We start from the raw sequence: 17,105 nt of genomic DNA, 5'->3' as shown, positions 1-17,105 counted from the left end.
CGAATCGTCGGTGACTTCGTTCTGTCAGACTACTGCCACAGGAGGTTCAATTGCTGGAACTACTCGCTGGTACCGGGCTCGCGACATCGGCGGGGCTCGGGGCCTTCCTTCCCATGCTCGCCCTCGGACTGCTCGACCGCTTCACGCCGCTCGTTGCACTCCCGAGCGGATGGGACTGGCTCTCGAGCGATCTCGCGCTCATCATTGTCGCGGTGCTCACGGTGCTCGACATTGTCGCCGACAAGGTGCCCGCAATCGACAGCGTCAACGACATCGTGCAGACCGTCGTACGCCCCGCATCCGGTGGCATCGTGTTCGGGGCTGGTTCGTCGGCCCAGACCGTGAGCCTCGACGACCCGGCACAGTTCTTCTCGGCCCAAGCGTGGCTCCCGATCATCCTCGGCGCCGTGATTGCGCTCGTGACGCACCTCGCGAAGGCCTCGACCCGCGCGGCGGTCAACACGGTGACACTCGGTGCCGCGGGCCCACTGCTGAGCACCGGCGAGGATGCGATGAGCATCGGCCTCATTGCCTCGGCGATCCTCGCGCCGGTGCTCGTGCTGCTGCTGATTGGCGGCCTCATCGCGATGGCCATCACGCTCGCCCGTCGGTTCCGTGCAATGCGCGCGCGGCGGCAGGCGCGCGTCAACCCGGGCCAATAGCCCATGTTGTGCCGCCCAAACGGGCAACGGCCCGGTTCCGTTCGGAACCGGGCCGTTGCGCGTGGTCGGGCTTAGTTGCTGCCCGAGAGCTTCTCGCGAAGCGCGGCGAGCGACGCGTCATCGGCGAGCGTGCCGAAGCGGTCGTCCGACTCGCTCGAGAACGAGGAGCCGCCGGCCTGCTCTGCGGCCTCGGGCGCGTTCGCCTCGGCCTCGAGCGCACCGCGCACCTGCTCCTTGTGGGCTTCCCAGCGGGTCTGCGCCTGCGCGTACTCCTGCTCCCAGGCCTCGCGCTGTGCCTCGAAGCCCTCGATCCACTCGTTGGTGTCGGGGTTGAAGCCTTCGGGGTACTTGTAGTTGCCCTGCTCGTCGTACTCGGCGAGCATGCCGTAGGTGGCCGGGTCGAAGTCGGTGCCCTCGGGGTCAACACCCTCGTTCGCCTGCTTGAGCGACAGCGAGATGCGGCGACGCTCGAGGTCGATGTCGATGATCTTGACGAAGAGCTCCTTGCCAACCGAGACGACCTGGTCGGCGGTCTCGATGTGCTGGTGCGAAAGCTCCGAGATGTGCACGAGGCCCTCGATGCCATCGGCAACGCGAACGAACGCACCGAACGGCACGAGCTTCGTGACCTTGCCGAGCACGATCTGACCGATCGCGTGGGTGCGAGCGAGTACCTGCCACGGGTCTTCCTGCGTCGCCTTCAGCGAGAGCGAGACGCGCTCGCGGTCCATGTCGACCTCGAGCACCTCGACGGTGACTTCCTGGCCAACCTCGACGACCTCCGACGCGTGGTCGATGTGCTTCCAGCTGAGCTCCGAGACGTGCACGAGGCCGTCAACGCCGCCGAGGTCGACGAACGCACCGAAGTTGACGATCGACGAGACAACGCCCTTGCGGACCTGGCCCTTCTGGAGCTGGTTGAGGAAGTTCGCGCGGGTCTCCGACTGCGTCTGCTCGAGCAGCGCGCGGCGCGAGAGCACAACGTTGTTGCGGTTCTTGTCGAGCTCGAGGATCTTCGCCTCGATTTCCTGGCCGAGGTACGGCGTGAGGTCGCGCACGCGACGGAGCTCGATAAGCGAGGCGGGGAGGAAGCCGCGGAGCCCGATGTCGACGATGAGACCGCCCTTGACGACCTCGATGACCGTACCGGTGACGACGCCGTCGTCTTCCTTGATCTTCTCGACGTCGCCCCAGGCGCGCTCGTACTGGGCGCGCTTCTTCGAGAGGAGCAGACGGCCTTCCTTGTCTTCCTTCTGGATGACCAGGGCCTCAACCTCGTCGCCGATCTCAACAACTTCGTTGGGGTCGACGTCGTGCTTGATGGAAAGCTCACGCGAGGGGATAACGCCCTCGGTCTTGTAACCGACGTCGAGGAGCACCTCGTCGCGGTCGATTCGAACGACGGTACCGGTGATGAGGTCACCGTCGTTGAAGTACTTCATCGTCTCTTCGACCGCGGCGAGGAAATCCTCAGCAGTGCCGATGTCGTTGACGGCGATCTGCGAATTAGCCGATTCGGTCGTGGTGTTCGTCATGTAGGTGGTACTCCAGATGGATGGTGGTGTCGGCCCGTTCGACGCCGCGGATCGCACCGCGGTGCGGAACCGAACGGGAAACGGATAGGTTATGGACGCACAAAAGTGCCTTTCAAGCCTACCTGAGAATTTGCCGGAGTTCCAAGTTTCTGGGAGTCGTTTACTCCCCTACGCATCCATGAGCGTCGAGCGGATCAAGAATCGCTTCCCCGTTGGCCCCTCAAGCGAGAATCCGGCGCCCCGACCGGGCACTGCGTCGACGAGGAGCCGCGTGTGCTTCCAGTATTCGAACTGTTCCTTCGACATCCAAAATTCCAGTTCGCTCGTGCCTGCGCCGTCGGCTGCGGGGAGGTCGAACACCCCCAACAGGACGTCGGCGTCGCCCGTCAAGAAATCACCCGCCGGGTAACACATCGGGGCTGAGCCGTCGCAGCAGCCGCCCGACTGGTGGAACATGAGCGGGCCGTTCCGCTCGGCCAGTTCCTGCAGCAGCTCTACGGCGGCCGCGCTCAGGCCAACGCGCGATCTCGTCTCCCCCGCGATGGCCGGCCGCGCCTCGATCAGCGCTGCCGGCGGGTTGTCGATGACGTCAGACATGCTTGGCTCCTTGCCTGGTCGGCGGGCGGGCGACGGAACCGCCGCCCGCCCGCCGACGTTTGTCGCAATGGTCTCAGAAGAACCCGAGCTTGTTCTCGTCGTAGCTCACGAGCAGGTTCTTCGTGTTCTGGTAGTGCTCGAGCATCATCAGGTGGTTCTCTCGCCCGATGCCCGACGACTTGTAGCCGCCGAACGCCGAGTGGGCGGGGTACGCGTGGTACTGATTCACCCAGACACGGCCGGCCTGAATGGCACGGCCGGCGCGGTAGGCGGTGTTCTGGTAACGCGACCAGACGCCGGCGCCGAGACCGTAGAGCGTGTCGTTCGCGATGCGGATGCCGTCGTCGAAGTCCGAGAACTTCGTCACCGCCACGACCGGACCGAAGATCTCCTCCTGGAAGATGCGCATCGAGTTGTCGCCCTCGAAGATCGTCGGGTTGACGTAGTAGCCGCCCGAGAGGTCGCCGCCGAGATCGGCGCGTTCGCCGCCGATGCGTACCTTCGCACCCTCCTGCTTGCCGATGTCGATGTAGCTCAGGATCTTTTCGAGCTGGTCGTTCGACGCCTGCGCGCCGATCTGCGTATCCGTGTCGAGCGGGTTGCCCTGCACGATCTTGCTCGTGCGCTCGGTCACCACGTCGAGGAAGTTGTCGTAGATCGATTCCTGAATGAGCGCGCGCGACGGGCACGTGCAGACCTCACCCTGATTGAGCGCGAAGAGGGTGAAGCCCTCCTGCGCCTTGTCGAAGTAGGCGTCGTCGTGCTGCATGACGTCTTCGAAGAACAGGTTCGGCGACTTGCCGCCGAGCTCGAGGGTGACCGGAATGATGTTCTGCGACGCGTACTGCATGATCAGGCGACCGGTCGTCGTCTCGCCAGTGAAGGCGATCTTCGCGATGCGGGGGTTCGACGCGAGCGGCTTTCCGGCTTCGACGCCGAACCCGTTCACGATGTTGACGACGCCGGCGGGCAGAAGGTCGCCGATGAGCTCGAAGAGGTACATGATCGACGCCGGCGTCTGCTCGGCCGGCTTGAGCACGACGCAGTTTCCCGCCGCGAGGGCGGGTGCGAGCTTCCACGTCGCCATGAGGAGCGGGAAGTTCCAGGGGATGATCTGACCGACAACGCCGAGCGGCTCGTGGAAGTGGTAGGCGGTCGTGTTGTCGTCGAGCTGCGAGAGCGTGCCCTCTTGCGCCCGAATGACCCCCGCAAAGTAGCGGAAGTGGTCAATCGCGAGCGGAATATCGGCGGCGAGCGTCTCGCGCACGGGCTTGCCGTTGTCCCAGGTCTCGGCAACGGCGATCTTCTCGAGGTTCTCTTCGATGCGGTCGGCGATGCGGTTCAGCACGAGCGAGCGCTCGGCGACCGACGTCTTGCCCCAAGCCTCCTTCGCGGCGTGTGCCGCGTCGAGGGCCGCCTCGATGTCCTCGGCCGTACCGCGGCCGACCTCGCAGAACACCTGCCCCGTGACGGGTGAGATGTTCTCGAAGTACTCCCCCTTGACGGGCGCGACCCACTCGCCGCCGATGTAGTGCTCGTACCGGCTGCGGTACTCGACGAGGGATCCCTCGGTGTTCGGATTTGCGTAAACGGTCATGATGCTCCTTGACTACGTTGTCGGAGAAGTGCAAATGCCCGGAAGGTGCAATTGACGGCATCTTGGATGCGCGTGGTGCAACCGTAGGCCGACGAACGTTGCGTCGGGGTTGCGTCACGTCGTCGCGCTACTCGAGCCCCTCGAGGTCGGCGACGAGCGCCGCTCGCTTTGGCGATCTCGGTGGCAGAAGGCGCAGCAGCTCGTACCGCACGTCCGCATCGTCGGCGTTGCCCGGCACCTCTAGCCAAGCGAGCAGGGATTCAGCGCTGCCGAGTTCGAGCAGGGCCTCGCGGAGCGTCGCCCGGGTGCGATCGCGCAGGTCGCGGATGCCCGGCGCGGTCGAGTTCGGCAGCACCGGCCCGAGGTAGCCGCGAAGCGCCTGCCGGTGGGCACCCCTGCTGACCGCGTCGAGCACGGCACCCGCGTCGGTGCTGAGCGGCGCCGACAGTCGATACGGCCGCGACGCGAGCGTGAGTTCGGCGCCCGCCTCGGCGAGCACACCACGCAGCCGCACGAGCTCGGCGCGCAGGGTGACCGCCCGCATCCCTTCCTCGTGCGCGAGCCCCGCGAGCTCCCCGCTCGAGAGCCCGTCGCGACTGCTTGCGAGCAGCGCGAGAAGTTCGGAATGCCTGCGGCTCAGCACGACCGGCGCCCGGTCGGGCAGCTCGAGCAGCGCCTCGTCACGGCCGAGCAGCCGCAGCCGGGGCCGCTGCGACGGCACGGTGATCGGTCGCGTCGGCGCCGGCCCGCGGTCGTGGCGCTCGGCGTTCCCGTGGCGGATCGACCGCAGCTGCACCTCGGTCTCGACGGCGCGAGCGGTCGCCCGCAGCATCGCGAGGCTCGTCGGCGCGACCGCGTCGGCGCCTCCCGTGATGTCGAGCACCCCGAGCACCTCCCCGGTACCGAGGTTGCGAATCGGCACGGCTGAGCAGCTGTACGGATGCACGCTCGGCGCGAAGTGCTCGGCGCCGGCCACCTGCACGGCGCGCCCAACCACGAGCGCCGTCCCCGGCGCGCTCGTGCCGACCGAGGTCTCGGCCCAGTCGGCGCCGGGCACGAAGCCCATCTCGCCCACCGCCCGGCGCGTGCGCACGCTGCCGTCGACCCAGAGCAGGCGACCGTGCGCGTCGCCGAGCGCAACGACGAGGTCGGCGTCGCGAACCGCCTCGGTCAGGAGTTCCTCGATGATCGGCAGGTACTCGCCGAGCACCGACTCGCGGCGCCAGTCACGCACATCGTCGAGCGCGATCGCGACCCCGGGGTGGGCATTCGCGGGCGAGCCGAGTGCAAGCTCAGAACGACGGTGCGACGCCGCAATGACGTCACCCATGTGGGAAAGCTGCGCAGACACCCGACCTCCTTGTCACGGTGCTGCGAGCCTATCCCCCAACCCTGGTGATTCGTGCAGTCGACCCCCTGGCCCGACTCAGCGGTACATGCCCCGCACCGCGGTGCGGAGCGTGTCGAGCCCGCAGCCGCCAAGGCTCAGCGCGCGGCGGTGGAACTCCTTGAGGTCGAACGCGGCGCCCTCTCGGGCCGCGATCTCGTCGCGGAGGTCCTCCCAGACCCGCTGCCCCACCTTGTAGGCGGGTGCCTGCCCCGGCCAGCCAAAGTAGCGCTCAACCTCGAAGCGCACGAACGGGGCGTTCATGTTCACGTGCTCACCAAGGAACTGCAGGGCTGACTCGAATGTCCAGGCGCCGCCGCCCGGCATCGGCTTGCCGAGGTGCACGCCGATGTCGAGCACGACGCGGGCCGCGCGCATCCGCTGCCCGTCGAGCATGCCGAGCCGGTCTGTCGGCCATTCGAGAAACCCGAGCTCCTCCATGAGGCGCTCGGCGTAGAGCGCCCATCCCTCGCCGTGCCCGCTCGTCCATGCCTCGCGACGCCACGAGTTGAGCTGGTCACGCAGGTACACGGCCTGGCCGACCTGCAGGTGATGCCCGGGCACACCCTCGTGATACACGGTCGTGAGCTCCCGCCACGTGTCGAACTCCGTGACGCCCTCGGGCACCGACCACCACATGCGGCCGGGTCGCGAGAAGTCCTCGCTCGGGCCCGTGTAGTAGATGCCGCCCGTCTGCGTCGTCGCGATCATGCACTCGATCTCGCGCACGGGCTCCGGGATATCGAAGTGCGTGCCGGCGAGGGCCGTGACCGCCGCATCCGCCGTGGTCTGCATCCACTCGCGCAGCGCATCGGTGCCGTGGAGCTTGTGCGCGGGGTCTGCGTCGAGGTGGGCGATCGCCTCGCTCACCGTCGCGCCGGGCAGGATCTCGTTCGCGACCGACTCCTGCGCCTCGCGCATGCGGGCGAGTTCCTCAATACCCCATTCATAGGTCTCGTCGAGGTCGACCTTCGCGCCGAGGAATCCCCGCGATGCGAGCTCGTAGAGGTCGCGGCCCACCGCATCCTCGGTGCGCGCCGCCGGGCGCAGCTCTTCTGAGAGAAACTCGCGGAGTCGCCCAAACGCCTCGGTAGCCGCAGCTGCCCCGCGCCCGAGGTCACTCGCGTTCGCGGAGGAGGCGCCTGCGCCACGCGCCGCGAGGTCGTGAAAGAACCCCGCGCCGTCGACGAACTCGGCGAGCTGGTGCGCCCCGACGTCGACCTGGCGCACCGCCGGGGTCGCGTCGCGCGCGATGCCCTCACGGAGCGTCGCAATGTAGCCGTCGACCGCGCCGGGCACGTTCGAGAGTCGCCCGGCGATATCGTGCCAGTCGTCGTCGGTCTCGGTCGGCATGAGATCAAACACGTCGCGGATGCCCTGCAGCGGGCTCGCAAGGTTGTTGAGGTCGCGGAGGTGCGCACCGGCGTCGATCGTCTCGAGGCTGAGATCGAGGCTCCGCGCGAGGTCGAGCTTCGTTACCTCGTCGACGTCATCGACGGGCTCCAACTGCGCGAGCCGGTCGCGCGTCGCGGCATACACTGCGCGCAGCTCCTGCACGCCCGCGGGCGAGTAGTCGCTGTACTGGGTCTTGTCGCCCTCGCTACCGCGGTACACGCGGTTCTCGGGCTCGAGTTTCGTCGTGGTCTCGACGAACTCTTCGGCGAGTCGGTCGATTTCGGTCTGCGTTCGTGACGTCATTCCGCCACCCTACTCGCGCGGTTCGGCCGCCTGCCCCAGCAGCTCGCGCACCAGCAGGGTGCCGCCGACGGCCGCGGCGGGCGTGCCCACGACCGCACCTCCCGGCACGAGGAACGCCGCGTAGACGGCGACGCCGAATCCGAGGGACCGGGCGCGCCGCGTGCGCAGCAGGTCGCGTCGCTCCTGAAGGGTCAGTCCACGCGCATCACCCGGCGTACCCGTCAGATCAATCGCGAACGCCCGACCCGCGAAGTATGCCCCGAGCAGCCAGCCGACGAGCGATCCGATCAGCGGAATGAGCCCACACACAAACACGAGCAGCGCCGCGAGGAACCCCATCCCGAACAGGCGTAGCCCGTCGCCGAGGCCGCGCGTGACCGACTGCCAGAAGCCCGACGACACGGGCTCGATCCCGCCGAGTTCTCGGTCAACCCGCTCCTGAATCGCGTCGACAAACGGCGCCGAAATCGCGAGCGTGACGGCCGCGAACGTGAACACGCTCGCGGCGAGCCCGCCAACCACGACGGCGGTCGACACGGCAATGCGGAGGGCGGCACGCCACGGCTCACCCCAGTCTTCGGCGAACGGCGTGAGCCACGCGCCGAGCTCTCCCGCCTGCCGCAGCAACAGCACGAGCAGCACCGTGTAAAGCACGGTCGCGATGAGCGCGGGAATCGCGCCTATCGCCATGAGCTTCGGGCGGTGGGCCCAGAATCGAATGCCGCGCGCGAAGACGCCGACGCCCGCGAAAAACTCTCGCACTAGTGCCCCGCGGTCTCCCAGTTCGTGCCTCGGCCAACCGAAACGTCGAGGGGTACCGAGAGGTCGGCCGCGCTCGCCATCGCGTCGCGGACCAGGTGCTCGAGCGACTCCTGCTCCCCCGGTGCCACCTCGAACACGAGCTCGTCGTGCACCTGCAGCAGCAGGCGCGATTCGAGCCCGTGGGCGCGCATCCGCTCGTCGACGCGGAGCATCGCGATCTTGATGATGTCGGCGGCCGAGCCCTGAATGGGGGCGTTGAGGGCCGCCCGCTCGGCGTTCTGCCGCGCGAGGCGGTTCGTTGAGTTGAGGTCGGGGAACGGCCGGCGGCGGCCGAAAATCGTCTCGGTGTAGCCCGTCTGCCGGGCCTGTTCGACCGAGTCGCGCAGGTAGTCGCGCACCTTCCCGAACCGCTCGAAGTACCCGTTCATGAGGTCGCGCGCCTCCGCGACCTCAATTCCCAGCTGCTTCGACAGCCCAAACGCGCTCAGCCCGTAGACGAGCCCGTACGACATCGCCTTCACCTTGCTGCGCATCGTCGCGGTAACGTCGCTCGGGTCGACCCCGAACACCTGCGAGCCCACGAACCGGTGGGTGTCCTCGCCCGAGTTGAACGCCGAGATGAGTGCCTCGTCGCCCGAGAGGTGCGCCATGATGCGCATCTCGATCTGCGAGTAGTCGGCGGTGAGGAGTCCGTCGAAGCGATCGTCGGTCGTGAACGCGCCGCGGATGCGCTGACCCTGCGGCGAGCGAATCGGAATGTTCTGCAGGTTCGGGTCGGTCGAAGCAAGCCGCCCGGTCGACGAACCCGTCTGGAGGTAGGTGGTGTGGATGCGCTCATCGTCGCCGACCGCGCGGATCAACGAGTCGATGATCTGCTTGAGCTTCGTCGCATCGCGGTGGTGACGCAGCGCCCCAAGGAACGGATGCGGCGCCTTCGCCTCGAGCTCCTCGAGCGACTGCGCGTCGGTCGAGTAGCCGGTCTTCGTGCGTCGGGTCTTTGGCATGTCGAGCTTCTCGAACAGCACGGCCTGGAGCTGCTTCGGTGAGCCGAGGTTGATTTCTTCGCCGTCGATGGCGTCGAACGCCTCACGTTCGAACTTCGCGACCTGTTCGCCCTGCTCGGCTGAGAGCGAGCGCAGCAGCTCGACGTCGATGTGGATGCCCGTGTACTCCATCTCGGCAAGGAGCGGCTCGAGCGGCGCCTCAATCTCGGTGAACACGGGCGCCGTGGGCTCCGGGAGGCGAGCCTGCGCGGCGAGTCCCGCACGGCGCGTGAACCACGCCTCGGCGGCGAACGTGTTGCCTGCCTCCCCCTCGCCCTCGATTTCGAGGAGTTGGTTCGGGTCGGACTCGGGCATGGTCTCGCCGAGGTATTGCTGTGCGAGCTCCGCGACGCGCTTCGGCGGGCTGAGCGGGTTCACGAGGAATGCCGCGAGCTGCCCGTCGTAGATGGTGCCGCCAACGACAACACCGGCACGCCGAGCCGCCTTGAGGGTTGGCTTCGCGTCGAACAGCCACTTCGTTGACTCGCCCGCGAGCCAGTCGCCGAGCTCCGGCGCGGCTGCGACGTCGGAGACCACCGCGACCTCCTGCTCGGTCGCGACCGCCGCATCCACCTGGCCGCCCTCGCCGACCCGAAGCGCGACACCCGCGCCGTCAGCACCCTCGAGCCACGTCGCGAGCTCTGCGCCCGAGAGCGCGTCGCGCACCGCAAACTGCTCATACACGCCGTCGTCGTCGCTCGTCGCAACGGCGCCGTCGCGCTCGGCCGCGAGCTTGAGCACGCGGTCTTGCAGGGTGCGGAATTGCAGGCGCGTAAACACCTCGCGTACGGCGTCGACATCGATGGGGTGAATGTCGGCGTCGGCGGGCGTGAGCTCGAGCTCGACGTCACGGAGCAGCTCGTTGAGCTTGCGGTTGCGAACCGCGTTCTCGCGGTGCTCGCGGAACGACTCGCCGACCTTGCCGGGGAGCTCGTCTTCGTGCTCAAGGATCGCCTCGAGCGAGCCGAACTGGTTGATCCATTTCGCGGCGGTCTTCGGTCCGACCTTCGGGATGCCCGGCAGATTGTCGGCCTTCTCACCAACCATCGCCGCAAGGTCGGAGTACTGGTGCGGCAGCACCCCGTACTTCTCGAACACCTTGTCGGGCGTATAGCGCGTGAGCTTCGACACGCCCTGCACCGAGGGATACAGCAGAGTCGTCTCGTCATTCACGAGCTGGATCGCGTCGCGATCGCCCGAGACCACGAGCACGTCAAACCCGGTCTGCTCCCCCTGGTGTGCGAGCGTCGCCAGAATGTCGTCGGCCTCGTAGTCATCCTTCTCGAGCCAGTCGATGCCCATCGCCGACAGCGCCTCTTTGAGGAGGCCAATCTGCCCCTTGAACTCGGGCGGCGTCTCGTCGCGCCCGCCCTTGTAGTCCTCGTACTCGCGATTTCGGAATGACTTCGAGCCCGCGTCGAACGCGACCGCGATGTGGCTCGGGTTGTGGTCGCGCAGGAGCGACAGCAGCATCGAGATGAAGCCGTGCACCGCGTTTGTGTGTTGGCCCTCAGAGTTCACGAAGCTGTCGACCGGCAGCGCAAAAAACGCGCGGAACGCGAGCGAGTGGCCGTCGATGACCATGAGCGTAGGCTTTGGCTGAGTTGCAGTCACGCGACCAGCCTACGTTGAGGGAGGAACCCGATGGCCGAGACCCTGCCCAGCCCGAGCTACTCGCCCGTATCGGAGTCGCAGGTGAACGGGCACTCGATTCCCGATCAGGTTGCGATCACTGGCGGGCACGGCGTCGGCCGGCTGGCTGCCGCGATGGGGATCCTCGTCGTGAAGTGCACGGCCGAACATTCGATCGCGGTCATGCCGGTCGAGGGCAACCAGCAGCCGTTCGGGCTCCTCCACGGCGGCGCGCACTGCGTGCTCGGCGAGAGCCTCGGGTCAATGTCCGCAAATGCGGAACTCAGCCCCGGGCAGTTCGCGGTGGGAGTCGATATCAACGCGACGCACACGGCGAGTCCCTCGACGCCGTGGGTCACGGGTGAGGCCCGTGCGATTCACCTGGGCGGGAGCCTCGCGGTGCACGAGATCGTGGTCACCGACGGCGCGGGGCGGCGCTGCTCGACGATTCGGATCACGAACGCGATCCGAACTCGCCGATAGCGCGACGCCGCGGGCTACTTCTTCTTTGGCGCGAGCTGCTCGACGACGGCCTGCGCGACCTCGTGCATCGTGAGGCGGCGGTTCATCGAGGCCTTTTGAATCCAGCGGAATGCCTCGGGCTCGCTCAGGCCCATCTTGTCGGTGAGGAGCCCCTTCGCGCGGTCGACGAGCTTACGCGTCTCGAACCGCTCGGCGAGGTCGGCAACCTCGCGCTCGAGCGCGACGATCTGCTGGTGGCGGGCGAGCGCAATCTCGATCGCCGGCAGCAGGTCGTTCTGGTTGAACGGCTTCACGACGTAGGCGAGTGCGCCCGCTTCGGTCGCACGCTCGACGAGTTCCTTCTGGCTGAACGCGGTGAGCAGCACGACGGGTGCGACGTTGTCGGCCGAGAGCTGCTCGGCGGCCGAGATGCCGTCGAGCTTCGGCATCTTGACGTCCATCACGACGAGGTCGGGGCGAAGCTCCTTCGCGAGGGCGACGGCGGTCTCGCCATCACCTGCCTCACCAACGACGTCAAACCCGTTGTCTCGGAGGGTTTCGACGATGTCGAGGCGGATGAGCGATTCGTCTTCTGCGACGACTACCCGGCGGGGTGCTGAAGCGGTTGTGTTCTCTGTCACAACCCCAGATTACGCTACTGTTAACCCGGCGAGCTGGCCGGCTTGGCGGAATGGTAGACGCGGCGCACTCAAAATGCGCTATCCGAGAGGGTGTGGGGGTTCGAGTCCCCCAGCCGGCACGTTTGGTGCCGACGGCACCGCAGGTGCCAAGGAGGCACCGAACGGGCCGGCTGGTCGCGAGAACCCCCTGGGCCCCGACCGAGCAGCGGCGCAACGCGCGGCCCACCCCGAAACCGCGACACGCGCACCTCACTGCCGCGCGTTGAGTGCTCGGTTGGGCGTCGAGTCCCCCAGCCGGCACGTTTGGCGCCGACGGCACCCTTCGCCAACTGACGGCAATTCGCAGCTTTTCCGCTGAAAATGCCGCAAATTGCCGTCAGTTCGCGGTGGATGCTGCGGGTCTACGCTGAGCGGACATGGCACGCCTTGGCGGACTCGACGTGGTTTCCCTCGAGTTCACCGGGCACCGCGAACTGGAGCATCCCATGACCGAGATCAATCCCCGCCTCGACCTGACTCTCACGCGCACGATCCACGCGCCACGCCACCGCATCTGGCGCGCCTGGACCGACGCCGACCTGCTCGCACGGTGGTGGGTACCCGCACCGGCTGTGGCCCGCGTCGACCGTTTTGACGTGCGCCCGGGCGGCGCATTCGTCACGAGTATGAGCGACGACGGTGCGTCGTTCACCCCGCACACCGACGGCATCTTCCTCGTTGTCGAGCCGCAAGAACGGCTCGTGTTCACGAATGCGATCGACAGTTTTTGGCACCCTGCGGCGCCAGCACCGGTCTTGATGACCGCCGAGATTACGCTCGCCGATCACCCCGAGGGCACCGCCTATCGCGCGCTTGTTCGCCATGGTGACGAGGCTGCGCGTGACCTCCACGAGGAGCTCGGCTTCGCCGAGGGATGGGGCGCCGTGACAGCCGCGCTCGCCGCGATCGCTGAGGCCGACGACGTGTCGTAACTGCCTCGCTACTTCGTCGCGGTCGCCCAGTAGTAGGTCGCGAGGCGGCGGTCACCGACCAGCTCGATCGGGATTTCGAGATCGTAGATCTCGCTGAGCACGTCGGTCTGCATGATGTCCGGCGCGGCGCCCTGCGCGACGACGTCGCCGTCACGCATGCCCACGATGTGGTCGGAATACACCGAGGCGAAGTTGATGTCGTGAATCACGATGACGATCGTCTTGCCGAGCTCGGTCGCGATGCGCTTGAGGTGCTGCATCATGTTCACGCTGTGGCGCATGTCGAGGTTGTTGAGCGGCTCATCGAGCAGCACGTAGTCGGTGTCCTGGCAGATCACCATCGCGACGTAGGCGCGCTGCCGTTGCCCGCCCGACAGTTCGTCGATGAACCGCCCCTGGAGCTCCTCGAGGCCGAGGAACGCGAGCGCCGCATCCACCTTCTCTTCGTCGTGTGGCGTAAGTCGCCCCTGCGTGTGCGGGAACCGGCCGAACGCGACGAGCTCGCGCACCGTGAGACGCACGACGAGGTGATTCTCCTGCCGCAGGATCGCGAGTCGCTTCGCAAGTACGGGTGACTTCGTCGCCGAGACATCCATGCCATCAACGGTGATGATGCCGCTGTCGAGCGGCTCAAGCCGACTAATGAGCCCGAGCAGGGTCGACTTTCCCGCACCGTTCGGCCCGATGATCGAGGTGATTCCGCCGACCGGCACGGTCAGCGACACGTCGTCGATGACGACCGTGTCGCCGAATCGCTTTGCCACGGACTGCAGGGTGATCACGCGAAGGGCCTCCTCGGGCGTTGCGCTGGGTGGGGCGTGAAAGTGAACAGTGGACTCACGGGCAAGTCACACGTTGAGCACATATGTAGCTTAGGTTAACCTAAACGCGGGATGTGTCCCCCTTGTGAGCTTTTCACCCAAGGATTTGAAGCAAAGGAACTCAAGACGTAATGACCTCGAAGCGAATTCGATATGTCGGCCTCGTCGGCGCAATCGCCGCATCGCTCACCCTCGCCGCCTGCAGCACCGACGCGACCGAGACCGGCGCAACGGATGCCACCGACGCCGCGGCCGCATCGACCGTAACCGTCGAAGACAACAACGGCACGCAGACCATTTCGACGCCGATCGAAACCGTCGTCTCCCTCGACAACCGCACGTTCGAGACGCTCTCGTCGTGGGGTATCGAACTCGCCGCGGCACCGGTTGACCTCATGCCCGACACGATTCCCTACACGACTGACGACTCGATCGTGAACATCGGCAACCACCGCGAGCCCGACCTTGAGGCGCTCGCCGCGGTCGAGCCCGACCTCGTGATCATGGGGCAGCGCTTCGGCGACTACGAGGCCGACATCGCCGAGCTCGTTCCCGACGCCACGATCATCAACCTCGAGCCCCGCGATGGCGAGTCGTTCGCCGAGGAGCTCAAGCGCCAGACGACCGTGCTCGGCGAGATCTTCGGCAAGCAGGCCGAAGCCGAGGAGCTCAACTCCGCGTTCGACGAAGCGTACGACCGCGTTGCGGCCGCGTACCCCGAGGGTGACACCGTCATGGCCGTGAACACTTCGGGTGGCAGCATTGGCTACCTTGCCCCGACCGTGGGCCGCACGCTCGGCCCGCTGTTCGACTGGTTCGAATTCGAACCGGCGCTCGTCGTCGAGGGCGCGAGCGACAACCACGAGGGTGACGAGGTCTCGGTCGAGGCAATCGCCGAGTCGAACCCCGACTGGATTCTCGTCATGGACCGTGACGCGGCGGTCGGCTCCGACGAAGAGGGCTACCAGCCCGGCGCCGAGCTCGTGAAGAACCACGAGGCGCTCGCGAACGTCACCGCGGTGCAGGAAGACCACATCGTCGTCATGCCCGCCGACACCTACACGAACGAGGGCGTGCAGACGTACACCGAGTACCTCAACTCGCTCGCCGACGCGTTCGAGAACGCGGCGTAGTCACGCCTTCCGTTCCCAACCTGGCAGGTGGGGTGGCCACGACCTTCGCGGCCGCCCCACCTTCCCTGATTTCCCGACAGCCTCACCCATGACTCACACTTCCGCCCGGGCAGACCCGGCACCCGCCCCACCCCGGCGCATCCATTACGGCTGGCAGTTCCTCGTCGCGACCGTGCTCGTGTTCGCGCTGCTCGTCGTCTCGCTCTTCACCGGCGTCTACACCCTCGGAGGCCACGGCGAGGAAACCGTCGACATGTTCTGGATCACTCGTGTGCCACGCACGCTCGCGCTGATCCTTGCCGGAGCAGCGATGGCCATCTGCGGCCTCGTGATGCAGCTGCTGACGCAAAACCGATTCGTCGAACCGACCACGACCGGCACCACCGAGTGGGCCGGGCTCGGCCTGCTCTTCGTCATGGTGATGTTTCCCACCGCGACGCTGCTCGGCAAGATGGCCGGGGCGATCGTCTTCGCCTTCATCGGCACCTCCGTCTTCTTCGCGTTTCTGCGCCGCGTCTCGATGCGCTCCTCGCTCATCGTGCCGATCGTCGGCATCATGCTCGGCTCAGTCGTGAGCGCCGTTTCAACGTTCTTTGCGCTGCAGACCGACATGCTCCAGCAGCTCGGCGTCTGGTTCGCCGGGAGCTTCGCGCCGGTCGCCCGAGGCCAGTACGAGGTGATCTGGATCGTCGCGCTCGTGCTCGTTGCGGTGTTCGTACTCGCCGACCGGCTCACCGTCGCGGGGCTCGGCGAGGACATCGCGACGAACGTCGGGCTCAACTACAACCGGCTCATGCTCATCGGCACGGGCCTCGTCGCCATCGCGACCGGCGTCGTGACCGTCGTGATCGGCAACCTGCCGTTCCTCGGCCTCATCGTGCCGAACATCGTCTCGCTGTTCCGCGGCGATAACCTGCGCGGCAACCTGCCCTGGGTCGCGCTGCTCGGCGTCGCCACCGTGACGCTCTGCGACCTCATCGGCCGCACGATCATCATGCCGTTCGAGGTGCCGGTCTCGCTCGTGCTCGGAATCCTCGGCGCGATCGTCTTCGTCGCGCTGCTGCTGCGAAAGCGTCGCTATGGTTGACGCCACCCGCACCCGCGCATCCACCCCGCCGCAGCGAACCGGCAGCGTCGCGTTCGCGACTCCGGCCGCTCGACGTCGCTTCTGGCTCGTCCTGTCGGTGAGCCTCGTGCTCGCGCTGCTGTTCGCGACCGGGCTTGTCGTCTATGACAACCCCGTGCCATTCGGGAACAGTGCGTTCTGGACTGTTGCGCGCCGACGCCTGAGCAGCGTGCTCGTCATGCTCATCATCGCCCTCTGCCACGCGCTCGCGACCGTCGCGTTCCAGACCGTGACGACGAACCGCATCATCACCCCGGGCATCATGGGGTTCGAATCCCTCTATATCGCGATCCAGACCGCCGTCGTCTACTTTGTCGGCGCCACCGGGCTCACCGCCTTCGCTGGCACCGGCCAGTTCGCCGTGCAGGTCGTGCTCATGGTCGGGCTCGCCGTCGCGCTGTTCGGCTGGCTGCTGTCGGGCCGCTTCGCGAACCTCCAGATCATGCTGCTCATCGGCATCGTCATCGGTGGCGGGCTCGGTAGTGTCTCGACCTTCATGCAGCGGATGCTCAGTCCAAGCGAGTTCGACCTGCTCACGGCCCGCCTGTTCGGCTCGGTGAACAACGCGCGCGAGGAGTATCTGCCGCTCGCAATCCCCATCGTGATCGTCGCGGCGACGCTGCTCTATGCGCGCTCACGTCGCCTTAACGTCATGGCGCTCGGGAAGGACATGGCGACGGGCCTCGGCGTCAACCACCAGCGGGAGCTCATGATCACACTTACGCTCGTGACGCTCCTCATGGCGGTGTCGACCGCACTCGTCGGCCCGATGACGTTCTTCGGGTTCCTCGTGGCCGCGCTCGCGTATCAGTTCGCCGGGACGTCCGACCACCGCTATGTGTTGCCGCTGTCGGTCGTCTTCGGGTTCCTCGTCATGACCGCCGCCTACTTCGTGATGAACCACCTGTTCCGTGCGCAGGGCGTCGTGTCGATCATCATCGAGTTCGTCGGTGGCACCGTATTCCTCTGGACGATCCTGCGGCGACGGATGCTCTAGCTCGCGGCGGCAGAAGCGAGGGGCCCGTCACGACCAGTGGT

15 protein-coding genes and 1 tRNA gene are annotated in these 17,105 nt (G+C 66.8%); 7 read left to right on the top strand and 9 right to left on the bottom strand.

Going from position 1 to position 17,105, the window contains the following annotated elements; all coding sequences use genetic code 11:
* Window positions 1-50: 50 nt before the first annotated feature.
* Window positions 51-662 carry a DUF4126 domain-containing protein gene (locus G328_RS0101325; RefSeq protein ID WP_019617540.1) on the top strand — a complete coding sequence of 204 codons (612 nt, stop codon included), beginning with the start codon at window positions 51-53 and terminating at the stop codon, window positions 660-662.
* 71 nt (window positions 663-733) lie between these two features.
* Here the strand turns inward: G328_RS0101325 and rpsA are convergent, their stop codons facing one another.
* From rpsA to polA, 7 genes are all read right to left on the bottom strand, one after another.
* A complete protein-coding gene (rpsA, locus tag G328_RS0101320; RefSeq protein ID WP_019617539.1) occupies window positions 734-2,197 on the bottom strand; it encodes a 30S ribosomal protein S1 in 1,464 nt (487 codons plus the stop codon).
* Window positions 2,198-2,365: 168 nt separating this feature from the next.
* Window positions 2,366-2,794, bottom strand: coding sequence for a DUF779 domain-containing protein (locus G328_RS0101315; protein WP_019617538.1), 429 nt, complete (start codon window positions 2,792-2,794; stop codon window positions 2,366-2,368).
* A 73-nt stretch (window positions 2,795-2,867) separates the two neighbouring features.
* On the bottom strand, window positions 2,868-4,391 hold the full coding sequence (exaC, locus tag G328_RS0101310) for an acetaldehyde dehydrogenase ExaC (protein ID WP_019617537.1): 1,524 nt from the start codon (window positions 4,389-4,391) through the stop codon (window positions 2,868-2,870).
* Between the two features lie 127 nt (window positions 4,392-4,518).
* Window positions 4,519-5,742 (bottom strand): GAF domain-containing protein, encoded by a 1,224-nt coding sequence (locus tag G328_RS13665; RefSeq protein ID WP_154651493.1) that lies wholly within the window; start codon window positions 5,740-5,742, stop codon window positions 4,519-4,521.
* A gap of 75 nt (window positions 5,743-5,817) precedes the next feature.
* Window positions 5,818-7,476, bottom strand: a complete 1,659-nt coding sequence (locus G328_RS0101300) for a DUF885 domain-containing protein (protein WP_019617535.1) — start codon at window positions 7,474-7,476, stop codon at window positions 5,818-5,820.
* Between the two features lie 9 nt (window positions 7,477-7,485).
* The gene (locus G328_RS0101295; RefSeq protein WP_019617534.1) at window positions 7,486-8,238 is read right to left on the bottom strand and encodes an EI24 domain-containing protein; all 753 of its coding nucleotides are present in this window, start codon (window positions 8,236-8,238) and stop codon (window positions 7,486-7,488) included.
* The gene (gene polA / locus G328_RS0101290) at window positions 8,238-10,865 is read right to left on the bottom strand and encodes a DNA polymerase I (RefSeq protein WP_019617533.1); all 2,628 of its coding nucleotides are present in this window, start codon (window positions 10,863-10,865) and stop codon (window positions 8,238-8,240) included. Before polA ends, G328_RS0101295 begins: the two co-directional genes overlap by 1 nt.
* 60 nt (window positions 10,866-10,925) lie before the next feature.
* Here polA and G328_RS0101285 point away from each other — a divergent pair, with 60 nt between their 5' ends.
* Window positions 10,926-11,396 (top strand): PaaI family thioesterase, encoded by a 471-nt coding sequence (locus tag G328_RS0101285; protein WP_019617532.1) that lies wholly within the window; start codon window positions 10,926-10,928, stop codon window positions 11,394-11,396.
* 14 nt (window positions 11,397-11,410) lie between these two features.
* Here the strand turns inward: G328_RS0101285 and G328_RS0101280 are convergent, their stop codons facing one another.
* A complete protein-coding gene (locus G328_RS0101280) occupies window positions 11,411-12,016 on the bottom strand; it encodes an ANTAR domain-containing response regulator (RefSeq protein WP_019617531.1) in 606 nt (201 codons plus the stop codon).
* A 36-nt stretch (window positions 12,017-12,052) separates the two neighbouring features.
* Between G328_RS0101280 and G328_RS0101275 the strand changes: the two genes are divergently transcribed.
* Both G328_RS0101275 and G328_RS0101270 read left to right on the top strand, forming a co-directional pair.
* Window positions 12,053-12,135: transfer RNA gene (locus tag G328_RS0101275), tRNA-Leu, on the top strand.
* A 297-nt stretch (window positions 12,136-12,432) separates the two neighbouring features.
* A complete protein-coding gene (locus G328_RS0101270) occupies window positions 12,433-12,987 on the top strand; it encodes an SRPBCC domain-containing protein (RefSeq protein WP_019617530.1) in 555 nt (184 codons plus the stop codon).
* A gap of 8 nt (window positions 12,988-12,995) precedes the next feature.
* Here G328_RS0101270 and G328_RS0101265 read toward each other — a convergent pair whose 3' ends face one another.
* Window positions 12,996-13,769, bottom strand: coding sequence for an iron ABC transporter ATP-binding protein (locus G328_RS0101265; RefSeq protein WP_019617529.1), 774 nt, complete (start codon window positions 13,767-13,769; stop codon window positions 12,996-12,998).
* 170 nt (window positions 13,770-13,939) lie between these two features.
* Between G328_RS0101265 and G328_RS0101260 the strand changes: the two genes are divergently transcribed.
* From G328_RS0101260 to G328_RS0101250, 3 genes are all read left to right on the top strand, one after another.
* Complete coding sequence (locus tag G328_RS0101260; RefSeq protein WP_019617528.1) at window positions 13,940-14,941, top strand: siderophore ABC transporter substrate-binding protein; 1,002 nt, start codon at window positions 13,940-13,942, stop codon at window positions 14,939-14,941.
* An 88-nt stretch (window positions 14,942-15,029) separates the two neighbouring features.
* On the top strand, window positions 15,030-16,028 hold the full coding sequence (locus G328_RS0101255; protein WP_026339560.1) for an ABC transporter permease: 999 nt from the start codon (window positions 15,030-15,032) through the stop codon (window positions 16,026-16,028).
* Window positions 16,021-17,064 carry an iron chelate uptake ABC transporter family permease subunit gene (locus G328_RS0101250; protein ID WP_019617526.1) on the top strand — a complete coding sequence of 348 codons (1,044 nt, stop codon included), beginning with the start codon at window positions 16,021-16,023 and terminating at the stop codon, window positions 17,062-17,064. Before G328_RS0101255 ends, G328_RS0101250 begins: the two co-directional genes overlap by 8 nt.
* The last annotated feature ends 41 nt before the right edge of the window (window positions 17,065-17,105 follow it).

Origin of the sequence: [Zimmermannella] faecalis ATCC 13722 (assembly GCF_000381765.1) — a bacterium.
GTDB classification, from domain to species: Bacteria; Actinomycetota; Actinomycetes; order Actinomycetales; family Microbacteriaceae; genus Gulosibacter; species Gulosibacter faecalis.
The sequence above is the reverse complement of the archived record's forward strand: the minus strand, read 5'-3'. Positions and strand labels throughout refer to the sequence as shown.

Coding starts and splice junctions, on each gene's coding strand:
- polA (WP_019617533.1), bottom strand. CDS start 10,865: ATGGTCATCGACGGCCACTCGCTCGCGTTCCGCGCGTTTTTTGCGCTG.
- G328_RS0101270 (WP_019617530.1), top strand. CDS start 12,433: ATGGCACGCCTTGGCGGACTCGACGTGGTTTCCCTCGAGTTCACCGGG.
- rpsA (WP_019617539.1), bottom strand. CDS start 2,197: ATGACGAACACCACGACCGAATCGGCTAATTCGCAGATCGCCGTCAAC.
- G328_RS0101315 (WP_019617538.1), bottom strand. CDS start 2,794: ATGTCTGACGTCATCGACAACCCGCCGGCAGCGCTGATCGAGGCGCGG.
- G328_RS0101250 (WP_019617526.1), top strand. CDS start 16,021: ATGGTTGACGCCACCCGCACCCGCGCATCCACCCCGCCGCAGCGAACC.
- exaC (WP_019617537.1), bottom strand. CDS start 4,391: ATGACCGTTTACGCAAATCCGAACACCGAGGGATCCCTCGTCGAGTAC.
- G328_RS0101300 (WP_019617535.1), bottom strand. CDS start 7,476: ATGACGTCACGAACGCAGACCGAAATCGACCGACTCGCCGAAGAGTTC.
- G328_RS0101260 (WP_019617528.1), top strand. CDS start 13,940: ATGACCTCGAAGCGAATTCGATATGTCGGCCTCGTCGGCGCAATCGCC.
- G328_RS0101285 (WP_019617532.1), top strand. CDS start 10,926: ATGGCCGAGACCCTGCCCAGCCCGAGCTACTCGCCCGTATCGGAGTCG.
- G328_RS0101255 (WP_026339560.1), top strand. CDS start 15,030: ATGACTCACACTTCCGCCCGGGCAGACCCGGCACCCGCCCCACCCCGG.